The organism is Vibrio sp. HS-50-1, assembly GCF_024747315.1.
Classification (GTDB): Bacteria; Pseudomonadota; Gammaproteobacteria; order Enterobacterales; family Vibrionaceae; genus Vibrio; species Vibrio diabolicus.
On record NZ_JAMPZF010000001.1, the window covers coordinates 149,573 to 166,990 of the forward strand.

14 protein-coding genes are annotated in these 17,418 nt (G+C 46.3%); 9 read left to right on the top strand and 5 right to left on the bottom strand.

Going from position 1 to position 17,418, the window contains the following annotated elements; genetic code table 11:
* Window positions 1-18 precede the first annotated feature (18 nt).
* From NDJ01_RS00655 to NDJ01_RS00665, 3 genes are all read right to left on the bottom strand, one after another.
* Window positions 19-417 carry a hypothetical protein gene (locus NDJ01_RS00655; RefSeq protein ID WP_256952928.1) on the bottom strand — a complete coding sequence of 133 codons (399 nt, stop codon included), beginning with the start codon at window positions 415-417 and terminating at the stop codon, window positions 19-21.
* A gap of 102 nt (window positions 418-519) precedes the next feature.
* A complete protein-coding gene (locus NDJ01_RS00660; RefSeq protein ID WP_258586082.1) occupies window positions 520-1,122 on the bottom strand; it encodes a response regulator transcription factor in 603 nt (200 codons plus the stop codon).
* A 25-nt stretch (window positions 1,123-1,147) separates the two neighbouring features.
* Window positions 1,148-2,983 (bottom strand): sensor histidine kinase, encoded by a 1,836-nt coding sequence (locus NDJ01_RS00665; RefSeq protein WP_145532912.1) that lies wholly within the window; start codon window positions 2,981-2,983, stop codon window positions 1,148-1,150.
* 179 nt (window positions 2,984-3,162) lie between these two features.
* On the opposite strand from NDJ01_RS00665, the gene dsrO reads away from it, so the two are divergent.
* The 9 genes from dsrO (at window position 3,163) to NDJ01_RS00710 (ending at window position 14,301) form a co-directional block, all read left to right on the top strand.
* Window positions 3,163-3,930 (top strand): sulfate reduction electron transfer complex DsrMKJOP subunit DsrO, encoded by a 768-nt coding sequence (gene dsrO, locus NDJ01_RS00670; RefSeq protein WP_145532910.1) that lies wholly within the window; start codon window positions 3,163-3,165, stop codon window positions 3,928-3,930.
* The gene (gene nrfD / locus NDJ01_RS00675; protein ID WP_145532908.1) at window positions 3,927-5,057 is read left to right on the top strand and encodes an NrfD/PsrC family molybdoenzyme membrane anchor subunit; all 1,131 of its coding nucleotides are present in this window, start codon (window positions 3,927-3,929) and stop codon (window positions 5,055-5,057) included. Before dsrO ends, nrfD begins: the two co-directional genes overlap by 4 nt.
* 17 nt (window positions 5,058-5,074) lie before the next feature.
* Window positions 5,075-8,167: a tetrathionate reductase subunit A gene (locus tag NDJ01_RS00680; protein WP_258586083.1), complete on the top strand. Its 3,093-nt coding sequence runs from the start codon at window positions 5,075-5,077 to the stop codon at window positions 8,165-8,167.
* Window positions 8,168-8,375: 208 nt separating this feature from the next.
* Window positions 8,376-8,939: a cytochrome c gene (locus NDJ01_RS00685; RefSeq protein WP_373925339.1), complete on the top strand. Its 564-nt coding sequence runs from the start codon at window positions 8,376-8,378 to the stop codon at window positions 8,937-8,939.
* An 8-nt stretch (window positions 8,940-8,947) separates the two neighbouring features.
* Complete coding sequence (locus tag NDJ01_RS00690; RefSeq protein WP_258586084.1) at window positions 8,948-10,000, top strand: c-type cytochrome; 1,053 nt, start codon at window positions 8,948-8,950, stop codon at window positions 9,998-10,000.
* 304 nt (window positions 10,001-10,304) lie between these two features.
* Entirely contained in the window at window positions 10,305-11,636 is a 1,332-nt protein-coding gene (locus NDJ01_RS00695) for a paraquat-inducible protein A (protein ID WP_258586085.1), read from the top strand.
* Window positions 11,629-13,275 (top strand): intermembrane transport protein PqiB, encoded by a 1,647-nt coding sequence (gene pqiB / locus NDJ01_RS00700; RefSeq protein ID WP_047010030.1) that lies wholly within the window; start codon window positions 11,629-11,631, stop codon window positions 13,273-13,275. Before NDJ01_RS00695 ends, pqiB begins: the two co-directional genes overlap by 8 nt.
* On the top strand, window positions 13,275-13,853 hold the full coding sequence (locus NDJ01_RS00705) for a membrane integrity-associated transporter subunit PqiC (RefSeq protein ID WP_047010031.1): 579 nt from the start codon (window positions 13,275-13,277) through the stop codon (window positions 13,851-13,853). The genes pqiB and NDJ01_RS00705 overlap by 1 nt, the downstream gene beginning before the upstream one ends.
* A gap of 208 nt (window positions 13,854-14,061) precedes the next feature.
* Window positions 14,062-14,301 carry a hypothetical protein gene (locus tag NDJ01_RS00710; RefSeq protein ID WP_005397103.1) on the top strand — a complete coding sequence of 80 codons (240 nt, stop codon included), beginning with the start codon at window positions 14,062-14,064 and terminating at the stop codon, window positions 14,299-14,301.
* A gap of 65 nt (window positions 14,302-14,366) precedes the next feature.
* Here the strand turns inward: NDJ01_RS00710 and NDJ01_RS00715 are convergent, their stop codons facing one another.
* Complete coding sequence (locus NDJ01_RS00715; protein ID WP_258586086.1) at window positions 14,367-16,205, bottom strand: extracellular solute-binding protein; 1,839 nt, start codon at window positions 16,203-16,205, stop codon at window positions 14,367-14,369.
* Window positions 16,206-16,702: 497 nt separating this feature from the next.
* Window positions 16,703-17,404, bottom strand: a complete 702-nt coding sequence (gene pyrF / locus NDJ01_RS00720; RefSeq protein WP_145473689.1) for an orotidine-5'-phosphate decarboxylase — start codon at window positions 17,402-17,404, stop codon at window positions 16,703-16,705.
* Window positions 17,405-17,418 lie beyond the last annotated feature (14 nt).

The following is a 17,418-nucleotide window of genomic DNA, read 5'->3' on the forward strand; positions in this document are numbered from 1 at the left end:
TGGTCAGAAAGCACGTTTTTATTCTTGGAATACACAGAAAGTCAGATGGACTCGATACTTACGGCCTATCGGTTCCGTCCAATGTTGCGCACCAATATAGGCACTGCACAACCAAATAGCCGATGCCAAAAGACCGACAAACAGAACAACAATAAATGCATCGAGTTGATGTTGAGAAAATTGAATTAATTTTTCAGACAATTCGCATTTGCTGGTTTCTTTAGCATCAATCGACTTGACGCTCGAACCCTCATCAGTAAGTGAAACAGCAGGCGATACCGTCTCGTACTTCATAGAGCATGACGATGCAAAACCTGAATTTTGCATCAGACACACGACAACCACCCAGCCAATAATCGCTAGTAGCCATTTCACCCGTTTATGTGGCGTGTGATGTCGTTTAGTCAATAAACTCATAAGAATTCAGATAAAGTAAGAACGAAGAAGATAATACGCGAGTCGTCATAAAGCTCAAGTTGTATCCACAAAATAGCATTAAGAAGCTTCACTCACTAAGCTCTAATCTAGCTTGCCATAAATATATGCCAACTCTGCGACGGTTTTCGCTGAGAACTTTTTCAATAGGTTGGCGCGGTGTACTTCAACCGTGCGCATTGCAATGCAAAGTTCGTCAGCGATTCGAATGTTGCGCTTGCCTGCAATGATCAAACGTAAAATGTCTTTTTCTCTGGGAGTGAGCGATTCATACGCCGATTTTGCCGCCGCCATATCAAGGTTTACAGCCGACTGCGCTTGTCCCTGCAAAATGGCTTGTGCCAACTCATCTCCTTTGACTGGCTTTTGGAAAAAATTGACCGCGCCAGCTTGTAATGCATCGACCGCCATCGGGACATCACCATGCCCCGTCAGGTAAATAACGGCCAAGGGGCTGTTGGCTTGATTTAAAACTTGATGGACTTGCTGACCACGAAGATTTGGCATTCGACTATCAAGAATGATACACCCCGCTTGCTGAACGTCCACCTCGTCAAGGAAAGACTGCCCATCAGCAAAAGTGGTGACGTTGAAGTCATGTTCTTCCAACATAAAAGCGAGCGAGTCACGTACCGATTCATCATCGTCGACTACAAAAACAGGTAGCTGCTTTTCACCGCTGCTCATTGAATGCTCCTATGCCTAGTTCAGATTAGTTTTGATATGGAAACACGAGCTCAACCAAACAGCCATGTGGCGCTGTCGAGCTGATGAGAAACTCGCCACCATGCATTTCCATTACATCACGACAAATGGCTAACCCCAGCCCGAGTCCCTCTTCTTTGCTACTCACAAACGCTTGAGTTGGATTCTCTTGCTGCAACCCTGTGCCGTTGTCTAATACTCGAATGGAAAGTTGATTGACTTGGTAGTCACTATGCAGGGCAATTTTACCTTGATAACCTGACGAGTGATATTTCTCTTGGAACAAAGTACACGCATCAATCGCGTTACTGATCACATTAACTAAAACCTGTTGAACGCCCACAGCGTCGACAAGTACCGGACGGACGTTCCCTTCTATACTGGTCACAATCGAAATATTTTGCTTCTGCATTCGAAAATGGAGCAACTCAATCGTGTCATCAATGAGTACTTGAGGATCGCACGGCGCTTTGTCGACACTACGCTTGCGGATCAACGTTCTTAAGCGCTGAATAATTGCATCGGCTCGTTCAACTTGCCCCTGTATTTTCTCAAGCACTGGGACAATATCTTCATGAGGGCGCTTTTTGGCCAAGCGAAGTAAACCGCCTTCACTGTAATTGCGAATGGCCGCCAATGGCTGATTGAGCTCATGGGCAAGACTGGTGCCGATTTCACCGACAATCGCGACTCTTTGTGAATGCTCTAACTGTTCACTTTTCTCTTTTAAGCGTAACGATGTCTGCTCCAACGCTTGCTTGCTCTTGCTAAATCGATACTCAAGCCAAAAGTGGTAAGCGTTCAATACAATCACAAAAATGAACAGCGCCCACGCCCATTCCTGATGACTACGCAGCCAGCGCAGTGCCTCACTCCACCAAGGTTGTTGCAACGGGTGGAGGTCTAGAGCCTGATAGAGTTTGTCGATGCTCAGCAAGCTGACGGGTGACGTCCAACCTGACGCGCCAGCGGCAATAATGGCGGGGTGATCTGGCGGCATAGCAAGCAAGACTTGCGCAATCTGTTTGGCGAGCTGAGCTGAGCCACGCTCTGTTTTGGCAAATGACCAGTTTGGATATAACGGCGTAGAAACAGCGCACGAAGAGTGTTCATTTAGCTGTTGATTTAGCACTAGAAAATCCCCTTGCTGTAACAGACCTTCATTTTGCATCTGTTCCAATAAACAAGCAGGGACGACAGCGGCTTCCACATTGCCATCACGCAATTGATACAGGTTGGCATCAATAGGAAAGCCGAGGTAACGGACATCAGCAAAGAAATCGTTCGGATTAAGACCCATTTCCACGATTTGATAGCGCAACGTTAAGTAACCACCAAAGGCTTTTTCTGATACAGCCGCAACGGGAAGCCCTGAGACATCTTGCAATGTTTGATAGCTTGAACTGGCTCGAACCACCAGCGCCGAACCAATGCCGTAGTTCGAATTTTGCGGCGCTCGGCTGGTTAGCGTTGCCATCCACGATAGCGCGTATTGCCTACCCAATCGCACTGCCTGACCTGGGTTAGTTAAGATGAAATCCACGGTCTGAAACTTCACCGCTTCGCCCATTTCATCCAAGTTAAGGGGATGAAGAACAAAATGCACATCGGAAATTTGCTGATTGAGCCAATCAATGGTCGGTTGCCATCTCTGCTCAGCATAAAGGTGACCACGTATCGCTAACACGCCCACTTCGACTTTCTGCTTGGCCTCTGGCTGCACTGCCTTTTGCTGTTGCATTTCTTGCAGATATTCTTGTTCAGAAACAGCGCCCTGAGCTAAAGATGCAAAGACAACCAAGCAAAGAATCCAAAACTGAAGCAACCGTGGCGTTTTGTTCATGATGAGTCGAATCGTTCCTTCGAAAATAATGAAGCAAGAATAACAGCTACCTTCCCTAAACCACATTTGTTTTAGATCAAGTTTGATCTGGGTATGTGGAAATCCACAATATAAGCCTCGCGGTGCATTTCTCACAATGGAATCAGTCAATTCAAATACAACAAAAAAGCAGGTGAGTTATGGATTCCACCAAACGTCGCTTTCTCAGCGCGGTCACAGCTGGAGCCGCGTTAATTCCAGTCGCGGGCATTGGCACGGCAACCGCGGGAAACATTATTCGCAATAACCAGTCCGCCGATCGAAAAGGACAAGTGGGGAAACGTTATGCCATGGTGGTGGATTTACGAAAGTGCGTCGGATGCCAGGCTTGCACCGTGGGTTGCAGCATTGAAAACCAAGCACCTATCGGTCAGTTCCGAACCACAGTAAAGCAGTACGAAGTCACGCTCAATGACGGTTCCACAACCACACAAGAAGCGAAAGCCTTTATGCTCCCTCGCCTTTGTAATCACTGTGAAAACCCGCCGTGCGTAGCCGTTTGTCCAGTTCAAGCAACCTTTCAGCGAGAAGATGGCATCGTCATGGTGGATAACAGTCGCTGCGTAGCGTGTGCGTATTGTGTACAAGCCTGCCCTTACGATGCGCGTTTTATCAATGAGGACACCCTCACCGCAGACAAATGCACCTTCTGCGCTCACCGCCTAGAACAAGGTCTATTGCCTGCCTGCGTGGAAACCTGTGTTGGCGGTGCGCGTGTGATTGGTGATTTGAATGATCCATCAAGTGAAGTCCGCCGCTTAATTGCGAAGCACCAAGACGACATCAAAGTGCTGAAACCCAATGAAGGTACCAATCCACACGTGTTTTATATCGGCATGGATGAACGCTTTACCAGCCATATCGACGGACAACCAGCTATTTACGACCCACAAGGAGATCGCGCATGAACATCACCGAAGTGTTAGTCCAACCTCAAGCGATGGCTTGGCTCCCGTGGGCGGTACAGTATTTCTTCTACATCGGTTCGGCTTATGCGGCTGCTGTTTTATTCCTAATCGCCCTATTATTTGAAAAACACACCAGTCACAGACTGCGCGCTGCGCTTGTGCTGACGCTAGCCATCGGCGCCATCGTGGGACCATTAGCATTAACTGGTGATTTACACCAACCGGGACGCGCATGGCATTTTTACGCGCACATCACGCCGTGGTCATGGATGTCTTTAGGGTCGCTTTTCTTGCCTGTTTTCTCAGGTTTAGCGGTAGTGACTGCATGGCTGTATCTCCGCCAGAATCTGATCAACTTACGTAATCAGCCAGGGAAAGTACTGCCTCTAATTTCAAAGCTGTCACTGGGTGAATGGGCGCTATCTCGTAGAGCCATGCTTATGGTGTCTGCCATCACGGTGCTATCAGGCATAACCATTGCAGTCTACACAGGCGCTGAAATTGCGGTCGTAAAATCACGCTCGTTATGGCACCAACCAGCGTCACCGATTCTTTGGTTTGTTACTGCTTTTATGGGCGCAGTCGGCTTCGCTCTGCTGATTTGGCTCTTGCTGCCTAGTCAGTCAAAGACGCTGACATCTGGCGATACTAATTTACTGAAAAAATCGGTGGTAACGAGCGGTGTATTAACGCTGATACTGCTACCCATTTGGGCATCCAACAATTCCGCATTTTCGCTCTATTCTAGCGAACAATGGATGCACAACATTGCCTTGCTCACTTTTGTCGTTTTAGGTTGTGTTTTGCTCGCCTTCATCTTCTTGCGCGATACCCAAAAGTCCACATCAGCCAGATTTCGTCACGTCATAGGGCTCGGCTTTGTGTCTGCTGCCGCATTGGCAAGCGCGTGGCTGATTCGCTGGTTCACCATCATGGAAGTACAAACCATCGCCAAGTTCGATGCAGGGCTGTATCCATACCAACTCACTATGGATGGAAATGGCTGGATAGGCATTATCGGCATGCTCGGATTATGGCTTGCAATGGCACTGCTCGGATCAGAGCTGGTTCAACCAAAACGAAATATAGAAGTAAAAGCCTCATCACTCACCTTAACTGAACGCTAATCAAAGAGGATTTCATCATGGATAACAAACGCCGTCAGTTTTTGAAATCAGGCATTGCAGTGGGTGGGCTTGGCGCATTCGCTGCAGGTTACGCCACCACCACCAAACACATGGTAGAAGGTGCGCTGGAAGGCACTGCTGGACAAAAGACCCACGATATTCACCACGGCAATTCCCTCGAACCAGAATACGCCGTCAATGACCAAGGTAATCTGATCCCAAATCCAAACCAGCGTGTTGCTCCATCCATGTGCTTTGGCTGTTGGTCACTGTGCGGGTTGCGTGTGCGCATTGATAACCGTAACGACGAGATCTTGCGCATCACTGGCAACCCATATCACCCATTGTCTCATCAGCAACACATTCCATTCGAAACGCCAGTCAAAGATGCTTATTTAAGTTTGGCAGGAGAAGCAGGCCTTGAAGGTCGTTCAACAGCATGCGCACGTGGCAATGGGATGTTAGAAATTCGCAACAGCCCGTACCGCATTACTCAGCCGCTGAAACGAGTTGGCAAACGCGGCGAAGGAAAATGGGTTCCGATCAGCTACGAGCAATTGATAGAAGAAGTCGTTGAAGGTGGTGATTTATTTGGTGAAGGCCATGTTGATGGCTTACGCGATATTCGCGATTTAACAACGCCCGTTGATCCTGAAAACCCAGAATATGGACCGAAAGCCAACCAATTGTTAATGACCAACGCTGGTAACGAAGGCCGAGACGACATATTCAAACGCTTCGCGTTCAACAGCTATGGTACGCGTAACTTTGGGCATCATGGCTCTTACTGCGGCTATGCATTTCGTGCTGGCAGCGGCGCATTTATGAACGATTTAGATAAGAACGCACACTTAAAGCCAGACTTTGATAATGCCGAATACATTATCTTCATCGGTATGTCGCCTGCTCAAGCGGGTAACCCTTTTAAGCGTCAAGCACGCCAACTCGCCAATGCGCGAACAGAAGGTAGCTTGGAATACACCATCATCACACCAAGTTTACCTGCGGGTTCATCGAGCTTGGCTGCCGGTGACAACAACCGCTGGGTACCAATCAAACCAGGCACCGACTCTGCCCTCGTGCTTGGCATGATCCAGTGGATCATCGAAAACCAACGCTACAACAAAACCTTCTTAGCCCAACCGGGGGCGAACGCAATGAAACGAGCTGGCACCGCGCACTGGTGTAATGCTACGCATCTCGTGATAAGCGATAATCAGCACCCGAGAAACGGCACGTTTTTACGCGCATCTGATCTGAACCTGCCATTTGAGGGCGAAGCGTTGTCTGATTCCGATCCGTACGTCATAGTGGATGATCAAAGCGGCGAATTTGGTGTTCATACCCAGACAGGAGAAGCGGCACTGTTTGTCGATAAAACGGTTTCGCTTGCATCAGGCAAAGTGCGCGTAAAATCTTCCCTACAAAGACTCAAAGAAGAGGCGTTCAAATACAGTCTTGAGTTCTACAGCCAACAATGTGAAATCCCTGTCGAACAAATTGTTGAACTAGCAAAGCGCTTCACCAGTCACGGAACAAAAGCGGTGGTCGATACCCACGGTGGCAACATGCACACCAATGGGTTCTATAACTCGTTTACCATCATGATGCTCAATGCGTTGATTGGTAACATAAATATGAAAGGCGGCGCTATGGCTAAAGCGGGTGGCTACCCAACTTCCGCTGCGGGTCCTCGTTACGACTTCACCAAATTTGCTGACAAAGTCGGCCCGAAAGGCGTCTTTTTGTCGCGCAGTAAATTCCCATACCACAAAACCAGCGAATACAAACGTCGCGTTGAGGCAGGAAAATCCCCTTATCCAACTCGCGCCCCTTGGTATCCGTTTGCCGCGCCACTGCTGACAGAACACCTATCTGCGGCTATTGATGGTTATCCATATCGCGTTAAAGCGTGGATCAACCACATGGCGAACCCGATGTATGGTGTACCCGGTTTGAAAACACTGCTGGAAAACAAGCTTAAAGATCCAAAGCAGCTCGGTTTGATTGTGTCTGTTGATGCATTCATTAACGAAACCACCGCGTTGTCGGATTACATTGTGCCAGACACCGTTACTTACGAAAGCTGGGGTATGGCAACGCCTTGGCACGACGTTCCGGTGAAAACCGTCACCGCTCGCTGGCCGATTGTGGAAGCGCGAACAGAGAAAACCGCCGATGGTCGTTCGATTTGCTTAGAAAACTTTTTGATTGATGTCGCCAAGAAAATGCAACTAGGCGGCTTTGGTGACAACGCGATTCAAGATGCGCAAGGGAATTGGCACGCTCTCCACAGCGCTGAAGATTTCTACTTACGTTCCGCGGCAAACTTAGCGTATGTGAAAGGCGGCGTGCCTGAAGTTTCGGCAGAAGACATTGCGTGGTCCGGCCTAGAGCGTTTAATGCCAGCCATGCAGAAGACGCTGACAGCGGATGAGATGAAACGTGTGGCGTTTATTTTTGCTCGCGGTGGACGCTTTGAAAATGCAACCGAAGCGTATCAAGGTGAGCAAATGAAGCACAAATGGACACGACCAGTTGCGATATGGAATGAACATGTCGGCAGCGCAAGAAACACCATGACCGGTGATTTCTACACCGGTTGCCCAACATGGCATCCACAAAAAATGGCCGACGGCACACCAATGGAAGACCACTTCCCAAGCTCAGAATGGCCTTTCAGCCTGACTAACTTTAAATCCAACATTCACAGTGCAGTATCGAACCTATCGCCAAGGTTGAACTCGATAAAAGGCGTAAACCCAGTATACATCCATCCAATCGATGCCGAACGCGCAGGCATTAAAACGGGTGATGAGTTTGTTATCGAGACTCCATCTGCAAGCACCAAAGCACTTGCGATGATAGTCAGCGGGATTCGCCCTGGCACACTAGGATTTGAACATGGGTTTGGTCATACCGAGCTAGGACAACGCTCGCACTGGATCGGCGATAAACAGCAACCCGTAAAAACTCGCAGCCAAGATGGTGTCAACATTAACGACATCGGATTAATTGACCCAACCCGAGAAGGGAAAGGCGTGTTGTTAGACTGGGTGGTAGGAGCCGCGGCTCGTCAATCATTACCAGCCAAAATCCGCAAAGCTTAGTAGACAACCAAACCTGAAGAGCTGCCATTTAGCAGCTCTTCACATCCTCTAAATATGTGGAAATCCACAATACCTTTCCTTATTGACAAGGCCGACAATATCGTCCCAGTGACTACCAAGTAGCACTTGGACATATTAATAACAATTAAAGTGAGTCAGCATGTCAAAGATTCTTCCTGTGGTGACAGCCTGTTTGCTAGCCACCACTATGGGCGCAAGCGCCTCGTCTATTCCGGAAAAAGCCAGCGTGTGTAGTGGTTGTCACGGCCAAGATGGCATGGGGCAGCCAAATATCGCTCCGATGATCGCTGGTTTAAACGCGAATTATCTCAACACTCAAATCGAACTATTCCTTAGTGGTGAACGCCAAAATGTAGTCATGCAAGGCATGGCGAAGGAGCTTAGCGATCCTGCCGTTCGTAAAGAAGTCATGGATTACTTTGCTAACCTTCCAAGCTACGAGTTCACTAACCCAGAGCAACGCGGCGACCAAGCCGACATTCGTAACCCGTATCGTAAATTAATTTTCCAAGGCGATTGGGATAGAAACATTCCAGCTTGCGCGACTTGTCATGGAGCCAGCGGAATGGGCGTCGACAAATTCCCTCGCCTCGCAAGCCAACATGCTGATTACTTAAAAACGCAATTGATGGCATGGAAAAACGACACTCGCAGTGGTGACCCGCTCAATATGATGGGTACTATCGCGAAAAATCTCACTGACGAAGAGATTGAAAACCTTTCCTACTACTTTGCCTCATTACGTTACTAGGAGCAGACATGAAACGTTTCTATTCTTTGTTCGCATTACCTCTCATCTCTGCTGCTACTTTGGCCAACGAGCCACTGCCGGATCGTCAAACTGAACTGCCAGCTGTGAAAAAAGAAAATCACGGTGAATATTTGCAGCCTCGCGATCTGAGTAAAATTCCAAACACCGCATTTGGTGAGCAAGTAAAACGTGGTTACTCGCTCTTTGTTAACTCGCAACAGATGCGCGGCAAATACGTTGGCAATGAGCAAAACTGTGTGAACTGCCATATGGAAGCAGGACGAAAAGCCAATGCAGCACCGCTGTGGGCGGCGTACATGGCCTACCCGGCTTATCGCAAGAAAAACGATCGCGTAAACAGCTACGCAGACCGTATTCAAGGTTGCTTCGAATACTCCATGAACGGCAAAGCCCCCGCTTACGACTCACCCGAAATTGTTGCCCTCAGCGCTTACGCTTATTGGTTAACAATGGGCGGCTTGCTTGACAAACATGGTATGGCGGATGAACCCGTTCCAGAGCTAGACGCAAAAGCGTTGCAAGTAGGTGGAAAAGTAAAAGACTTCCCGTTGCCAGAAGCCATCGCACAAGCATTACCAATTGAAAAGCGAGGTAATCTCTCTGGACGTGGCTACCCAAAAATCGCCGCCCCTGAGCAAGAACCATCACCAGAGCGAGGCGCACTGGTCTACAAAAAGAACTGTGAGGCTTGTCATCGCGCCGACGGCTCGGGTATCAAAAGCACCGACGGTCATTCATACATTCCACCACTTTGGGGCGAATATGCGTATAACTGGGGTGCAGGTATGCACCGGATTAACACCGCGGCCTATTTTATTTACGAAAACATGCCGCTTGGGAAAAGTGTCCAGTTAAGCAAACAAGAAGCGTGGGATGTCGCGGCATATGTCAATAGCCACGAGCGTCCACAAGATCCTCGATTTAAAGGCAACGTGGGCGCAAACGCAGAGAGATATCACCAACATCAAGGCTATTACGGAAAAACAATTAGTGGTAAGCAAGTCGGCTCGAATGCTTTCAAGAGCGGTACCGTCGAGTAAAAGACAACCATTCATCTTAAATACCAGTGCTCCCACCTCCCTGCTCAGGCTCTCTGGGCAGGGTTGTTTTACTCTCCTGAAGCAATCACTGCCCCCCTCCAAACCAGCAACGTTAAGTAGTTTTCGGCTTCCAACATACCAATCTTCGCAGTAAAATAATGCGCCAAACGCGACTTTGTTTATATCTTAGAGCTTCCATATACTATGATGCCAAAAGTAAGAAACTCGTAAACTCCTGAATCAAAACAAGCGTGTCTAATGAAAAAAGAGTATTCTTAGGACAAATGAATCCAAAACCTACCCGATGAGTATTCAACCTAATTCCCGTCAGTTAATTTCATGCGAAGAATGCGGCCTTGTTGTTCGTATTCCCGATATCGATCAAGGGCAAAAAGCTCAATGTCCTCGATGCGCACATTCTCTGACAAAAGTGAATGCTAAGCCCTATCAAAGCGTGATCGCCATTTCATCGGCATGTTTGATCATGTTGGTGTTAAGCATTTCTTTCCCTTTTATGTCGTTCAGTGTGCAAGGGCTATCGCAAGAAATCACCTTACTGCATGCAGCCAAAATGCTGGCTGAATTTCAAAATGTACTTTTAGGTGTGTTACTTCTCGCAACGGTCGTCGTATTGCCTGCTATCTATGTCGGTCTCATACTCTTTCTTCATCTCGAAGCATTAAAAGCGCGTAAACATACGCCATCCAAAAAACAGCAACGAATGGCGAAAGTTTTATGTCGCCTTCTGTTTCGAGTCGAACCCTGGCTGATGGTCGATGTATTCTTGATTGGCCTATTAGTCAGCTTAATTAAAATCGCTTCTCTGGCAGACATTGGAATGGGGACTTCATTCTGGGCGTTCTGCGTTTATACCGTACTGGTAGTCAAATGTATTTCTATGGTTGACAAAAGCTGGCTCTGGGGACACTTCATTCCAGCCATCGTGCTGCCCGATGTAAATGAGGGCGATACGCACCATAACCACAACCATATTGGTTGCCATACGTGTCACCAACTCAACCCAATTGAAGCGAAAAAGCACCAATACTGCATTCGTTGTAAAAGCCCTATTCATAAATACAACCCAGCAGATAATTTACAAAAAGCTTGGGCGCTTTTGTTTGCGTCAGTCATTTTCTATATACCCGCGAATCTTTATCCAATGATGTATACCGTAAGCCTTGGACATTCAGAAGGTTCAACTATCATGGAAGGGGTAATACTGCTTTGGCATTTAGGTTCTTACCCTATTGCGATGGTAATTTTCTTTGCTAGCGTATTCATTCCAATGGCGAAAATGCTGGCACTCGCGTGGCTGTATTACAATGCGCAAAAAGCGCGATATCTTCCTCCTGAAGAAAGTATTTCACGCTTAAAGATATACCGCTTAACTGAGTTTATTGGTCGCTGGTCCATGATCGATATCTTTGTCGTTGCCATCTTAGTTGCACTGGTTCAGTTGCAAAACTTAATGGCGATTTATCCAGGCCCTGCTGCACTCTCTTTCGCGGCAGTGGTCATTTTCACCATGCTTTCTGCAATGATATTTGACTCACGTTTGTTGTGGCAGTTGCCACAAAACGAAGTGCAGGAGCCGATTTCTGACAACTTAAACGAGAAAGCCAAATATGAGTGATGAGAACAACGTAACCGCTCAAATAAAACCGCAAAAGCAGATTTCTGCGATCTGGATTGTACCGATCCTTGCGCTAGCCATGGGAGCGTGGATGCTGTTCCAATACATCAACAGTACAGGCCCACAAATTACTCTCCAACTGCCAACCGCAGATGGGATTGAGGTTGGTAAAACCGAGATCCGAGCATTGAATGTTAAAGTCGGTCTGATTACCGAAGTCACTCTCAGTGAAAACTACGATCACATCATCGCTAAGGCGCAGATGAATAAAGACGCGAAGCGCATGCTGCGAGATGACACCATGTTCTGGGTGGTGAAGCCTCGTATTGGCCGTGATGGTGTTTCAGGTTTAGAGACCTTGCTCTCTGGCGCTTATATCCAACTTCAGCCGGGTAAATCTAAAGTAGAAAAGGAGCACTTTACGGTATTAGATGTGCCACCGGTCGCTTCTCCTGATGCAGAAGGCCTGCGTCTTGTATTAACGCACCGCGAAGCTGGCAAACTAGGTGTTGGTGACCCGGTTATTTATAAAGGCTTTACCGTTGGTCGTGTAGAGAAAACCAGCTTTGATGTTGATACTCGCAAGGCGCTGTATCAACTCTTTATTTTCAAACCTTATGACAGCTTAGTGCGCACTCGTACTAAATTTTGGCTGAATTCTGGTGTTGATTTACAGCTCAATGCCGAAGGGTTTGAAGTTAAGTTTGGCTCGCTAGAGAGCATGCTAACGGGTGGCGTTACCTTCGATACCGTTCCAGGTCTTGAGTCCGGTGAACAACTCACAGAAGACATGGTTAATTTCCGCTTGTACGATGATATTAAGCAGCTGAGAGAGGGTATGTACGATGACTACATTGAGTTCGTCATGTTATTTGATGAATCTGTACGTGGCTTAAAAGCGAATGCGCCTGTTGAGTACCGCGGTCTTCGTATTGGTACCGTAACGAGAGTACCGATGCGTTTACCAACACCAGAAGAAAACTTCTCTGCGAAAAAAATTCCTGTTTTGGTGCGCGTTGAGCTCGGTCGAGTGTACGGAGATTTAGAATCCCAATCTTTATCTATGTTCAAAGAGAAGTTGAAGGAAGAGTTTGCTCGCGGTCTCCGTGGCACCTTAAAGACTGGTAACTTGTTAACTGGTGCGCTTTATATTGATGCAGACTTTTACCCTAATGATGATCAGTACGTTCCAAGTGAATTTGAAGGTTTAGATGTTTTCCCAACCATGCGTGGTGGTTTTGCCCAAGTCCAGCGCCAAGTCAATGACTTCCTAAATAAGATTAATAGCTTACCAATGGAAGAAACGCTTAACTCTCTCAATTCAACGTTAAAAACGTCGGAAAAGACGTTGGCGTCAGCAGAACGTGTCGCGGACAGTATTGATAAACTTTTAAATCAAAAAGAGACGCAAGAGATCCCAACAGATATTCGCCAAAGCTTGCAGCAGTTGCAAAAAACACTCGATGGTTATGGACCAAACTCAACCATGTACAATGAAATGGAAGCCACGCTCAAAGAACTAGAAAGCGTGATGACAGAGTTTAAACCCGTACTTAAACAGCTAAACGAAAAGCCAAACTCTCTCGTGTTTGGAGAAGATGAAATCAGTGACCCAATCCCAGTTAAAGGCCAAAACTAATGAAACGAGTATTCTTTTTGTCTATCGCTCTATTTGTCGGTCTAACGGGTTGCAGTAGCGCTCCAGAAACTAAAGGGGCTTTGTACCTTCTACCTAAGGCGGAACCAGTGACGCTGAGCTCTTCTGATATCTCACAGCGCCCTACTTTAGTTGTTCGTCCAGTAAAACTGGCAAGTTATTTAAACGACAGTGGTATCGTTTACCGAACCTCTGAGACTCAAGTTATCCAGGCAAGAAACAATCAATGGGCGCATAGTATTTCCGAGCAAATCACTCAGAGAGTCGTCACAGAACTACGCCACAAACAGACTCATTACTGGCCGACTGAAATGAACAACCTGTTGGATCAAAATGGTGAAGCCAAACTACAGCTTACGTTAAATAAATTTAATGGTAGCTACAAAGGCAATATCGAAATTGAGGGGGAATGGTTACTCATCAATGCTGAAGGTAAGGTAGAAAACAGTGCACCAATACAAATCTCTCAGCCTCTACAGGACGAAGGCTATGGAGCACTTGTCGACGCACTGTCCGTCGGGTTGGAAGAAATGACTTCGGAGATTGCCAAAAAAATCTAAGATCGATGTTAATTACAGGGAAGCAAGTTGCTTCCCTTTTTTGTGCTGCAAGAAGTTTTTTCGATCGAAATAGATGTAGATAATCAAGCGAGACAAATTGATCTTAGTCAGACTGCAATCCGTTCTTTGGTGCTACTCTACGGCAAAATATAAAGCCCCATCCTATGACCTTATGTAGAGGTCTTGTTGATAAGGTTCTTGAGTAGCAATGTCGATTAACATTTCCGATTTAACCACCGCCCTAAATAAGGTGGAGCATATTCATAAAGTTCAACTTGAAAATGTGCATCAGTTCTTTAAAGCAAACGAAGCTTTCTCGGTAAAAACGTTCAGCCAACTTATATCTAGTGACTCACTTGATGAGCGATTTAAAACCATCGACAAGGCCTTCTCTTTGCTTGGTGATGTGAAAACCTACCTTTTAGAAGCGTCCTACTTAGTTAAGTAAAAATAAAAAAGCCCCTGTAACTTAATTACCGGGGCTTTCATTTTTATCGCCGCTAAGTTGTGGAGTTACAACTTGTAGCGATCATCAATGACCGTTGTCTCTGGGAAGGTTTTACCCTCGTCCATCGCTTCCTCAGTCTCTTCTTTTACTTTGCTATCGATCCAGAAATTACCAATATCCATTGGATGAAGCACCCATTCTGTCGCTTTTGTCATGCCATCTTTAGGAATTTTAACCCAGCGCCAATGCGCAACTCGAGAATAAGGCACCATGTATCCAGGAACGATGATATTCGCTTTGCTGACATAGTTTTGGATTTGATGCGATAAATCGTAACGCTTCTCCTGATCAAACTCAGAGTCATAAGCTTCAATCAACTTGTCCAACTCAGGGCTGCTGTAGTTGGTGTGAGCATTCGTTTGTGGTCGATTAGCATTATCAGAGTGCAGGTATTCCCAATACGCAGGAATCTCACCAGAACCCATATTCAAGAACGCTAACTGATGCTTTTTCTCAAGAATGTATTTAAACGCAGATGAACCATCAACCAAGTTTAACGTGAACTCAAGACCAGCAAGTTTCGCTTGCTCTTTCAAGTACGCAATACGCGGTGTCCAAGAGTTGTATCCATAGGTGATAGCAAAGCTCAGGCGTTGGCCCTTGTCATTGACACGAATACCATCTGCGCCAACTTTGTCAAAGCCCGCTTTTTCGAAATGTTTAACCGCCGCATCGGCATCAAACTTAGGCGGTGTATTGTTAGGATCATCGTATTCGCCATGACCAAAGCCGAGTCCATGTGGTTTACGTGAATAATCTCCACGCATGATATTTTCAATCATGCCGTCATAGTCAGTGGCTGCCATAACGCCTTTGCGCACTTCTAGGTTATCCAACATCGGCATCGCGGTGTTCATCCAAAGGCCACCAGCGCCTTGTGGTGCTTCGTTAAAGCCCCAGTACTTTTGGATATAGCCTTTTTTGTACACATCACTATCGGTTTTGTCATGCCAAAAGCTTGGTAGCACCATCTCAAAGTAATCTAAGTTACCTTTTTCAAAGTGCTTCATGGCAATATCAGGATCGCGAATCACCTTAATGCGGACTTTTTCTACGTTGTAGCGGTTTTTATAGTAGCGGTTGTTATACCCCCACCAATCTTCACCGACGTGTTTGAATGTCACGCTCTTACCTTTCTTCACTTTATCAATGTAGTAAGGCGCTGCAGTTGGCTCAGATTTAAAGTTGAACTTTCTGACAAAGTTATCAGGCATGCCATCGTTATTTGCGTCCTTTTCTCCTTCAAAGAAGTGTTCCGGACGAGGCTGAAAACCATTACTCGGCATGTTAATCATAACCATGAGCGAGTCATGACTTTGAGCTACAGCAAGATTGACTTTGATCGTGTAGTCGTCAATTTTTTCAACACCAACAACGCTGTTCGTGAAGAAGTCGTTATACCACGGGTCGATAATGTCTTTTGACGTGTAGTACTTCATCATAAAGACGTAATCATCTGCCGTAATTTTTTCACCATCTGACCACTCGGCCGTTTCATCAAGCTTAAAGAATACGGTTTTGTTGTCCTCTCCAAATGCCCATGACTTAGCAAGTTGGGGGATCCATTTACCAGTATTTGGATGACGCTGAGCAAGCTTTGGTGAACCATCCATTAAATATTGGCGCAAGCCGGAGTTCGCATCTGGACCAACACTTCGTAATGTCTGAGGAAAGCTCTGAATGTAAGTACGATAAGTACCACTTCGTACCGCTTCTTCAGAGGCGAACAGAGGTTCATTGTTATTTGAAATCCATTCTATATCAGCAGGTAGCTCTGCCGCACTCAGTTGAAAACTGGCAGCGGTCAATGTTGCAAGTACTGAAAATGGCAGTTTTTTAGTCATGTTTCTTCCTTGTTGTGTTTGCGATTAAGGTCGTAGCAAGGAAGACGGCGTGTGAAAGCTGCAAATAGAAAATACGCAGATAGGAAATAATAGGAGCGTAATATGAAGTGACTTCCTGCCAGCTTCTATATTAATTTCAAAGAGTTTCACTAGGTCATCCTAGACCTTACAACGCAGTGAATGCATCTTCGCCATAGTATTCTTTAGGCTTTTGTAACGCAAGTCATCAATAATACATGGTCGCATTTTCTATGCATCACAGTGAGTTATGTTACAAAAGTGTGATCGATATAGTACCAAGCCCTACTTTCCTCATAATAAACCGTAGAACCTTTATCCGAATAAGATCCCCCCTACACCAATTAAAGCAAGCAAGTAAGCGAGCAGATATAACTGGTAAAAATGAGCAGTTGCTTACTACGGTTGGTATTTTTATTAGATACAAAAAAGGTGAGGCATCACAGCCTCACCTTTCTTTATACAATACAAGACTGTGCTTACATACTAGACAAGCTATCATTGATCGATTTCAACACTGCAGCAGGATCCACAGCTTGAGTAATTGGACGCCCAATAACAAGATAGTCAGAGCCTGACTGAATAGCCTCTACTGGTGTCATGATACGGCGCTGGTCACCTTGCTCAGAGCCAGCAGGTCGGATTCCTGGTGTAACTAACTTAAAGTCTTGACCAAGTTCGCTCTTAAGCAATGAAGACTCTTGAGCTGAACATACGACACCATCTAAACCAGCGTTTTTGGTCAATGTCGCCAGACGAATAACTTGATCCTGAGGCGCAACGTTCAAACCAATACCCGCTAAATCACTTTGTTCCATACTGGTTAGTACCGTTACTCCAATCAGAAGTGGGCGATCTTTACCGTATGGCTCAAGAATTTCACGTGATGCCGTCATCATGCGCTCCCCACCGCTCGCATGCACATTCACCATCCAAACCCCTAATTCTGCGGCTGCGCGGACCGCCTTAGAACACGTATTTGGAATATCGTGAAATTTCAAATCCAGGAAGACTGAAAAACCACGTTTGTGGAGTTCACGTACGAAATCAGGACCAAATAGCGTAAACATTTCCTTGCCAACTTTTAGGCGACATGACGCAGGATCAATTCTATCTACAAACGCAAGTGCGTCTGCTTGGTTATCATAATCCAGTGCGACAATAACTTTTTGGTCGATCATTTCATCTCCTAACT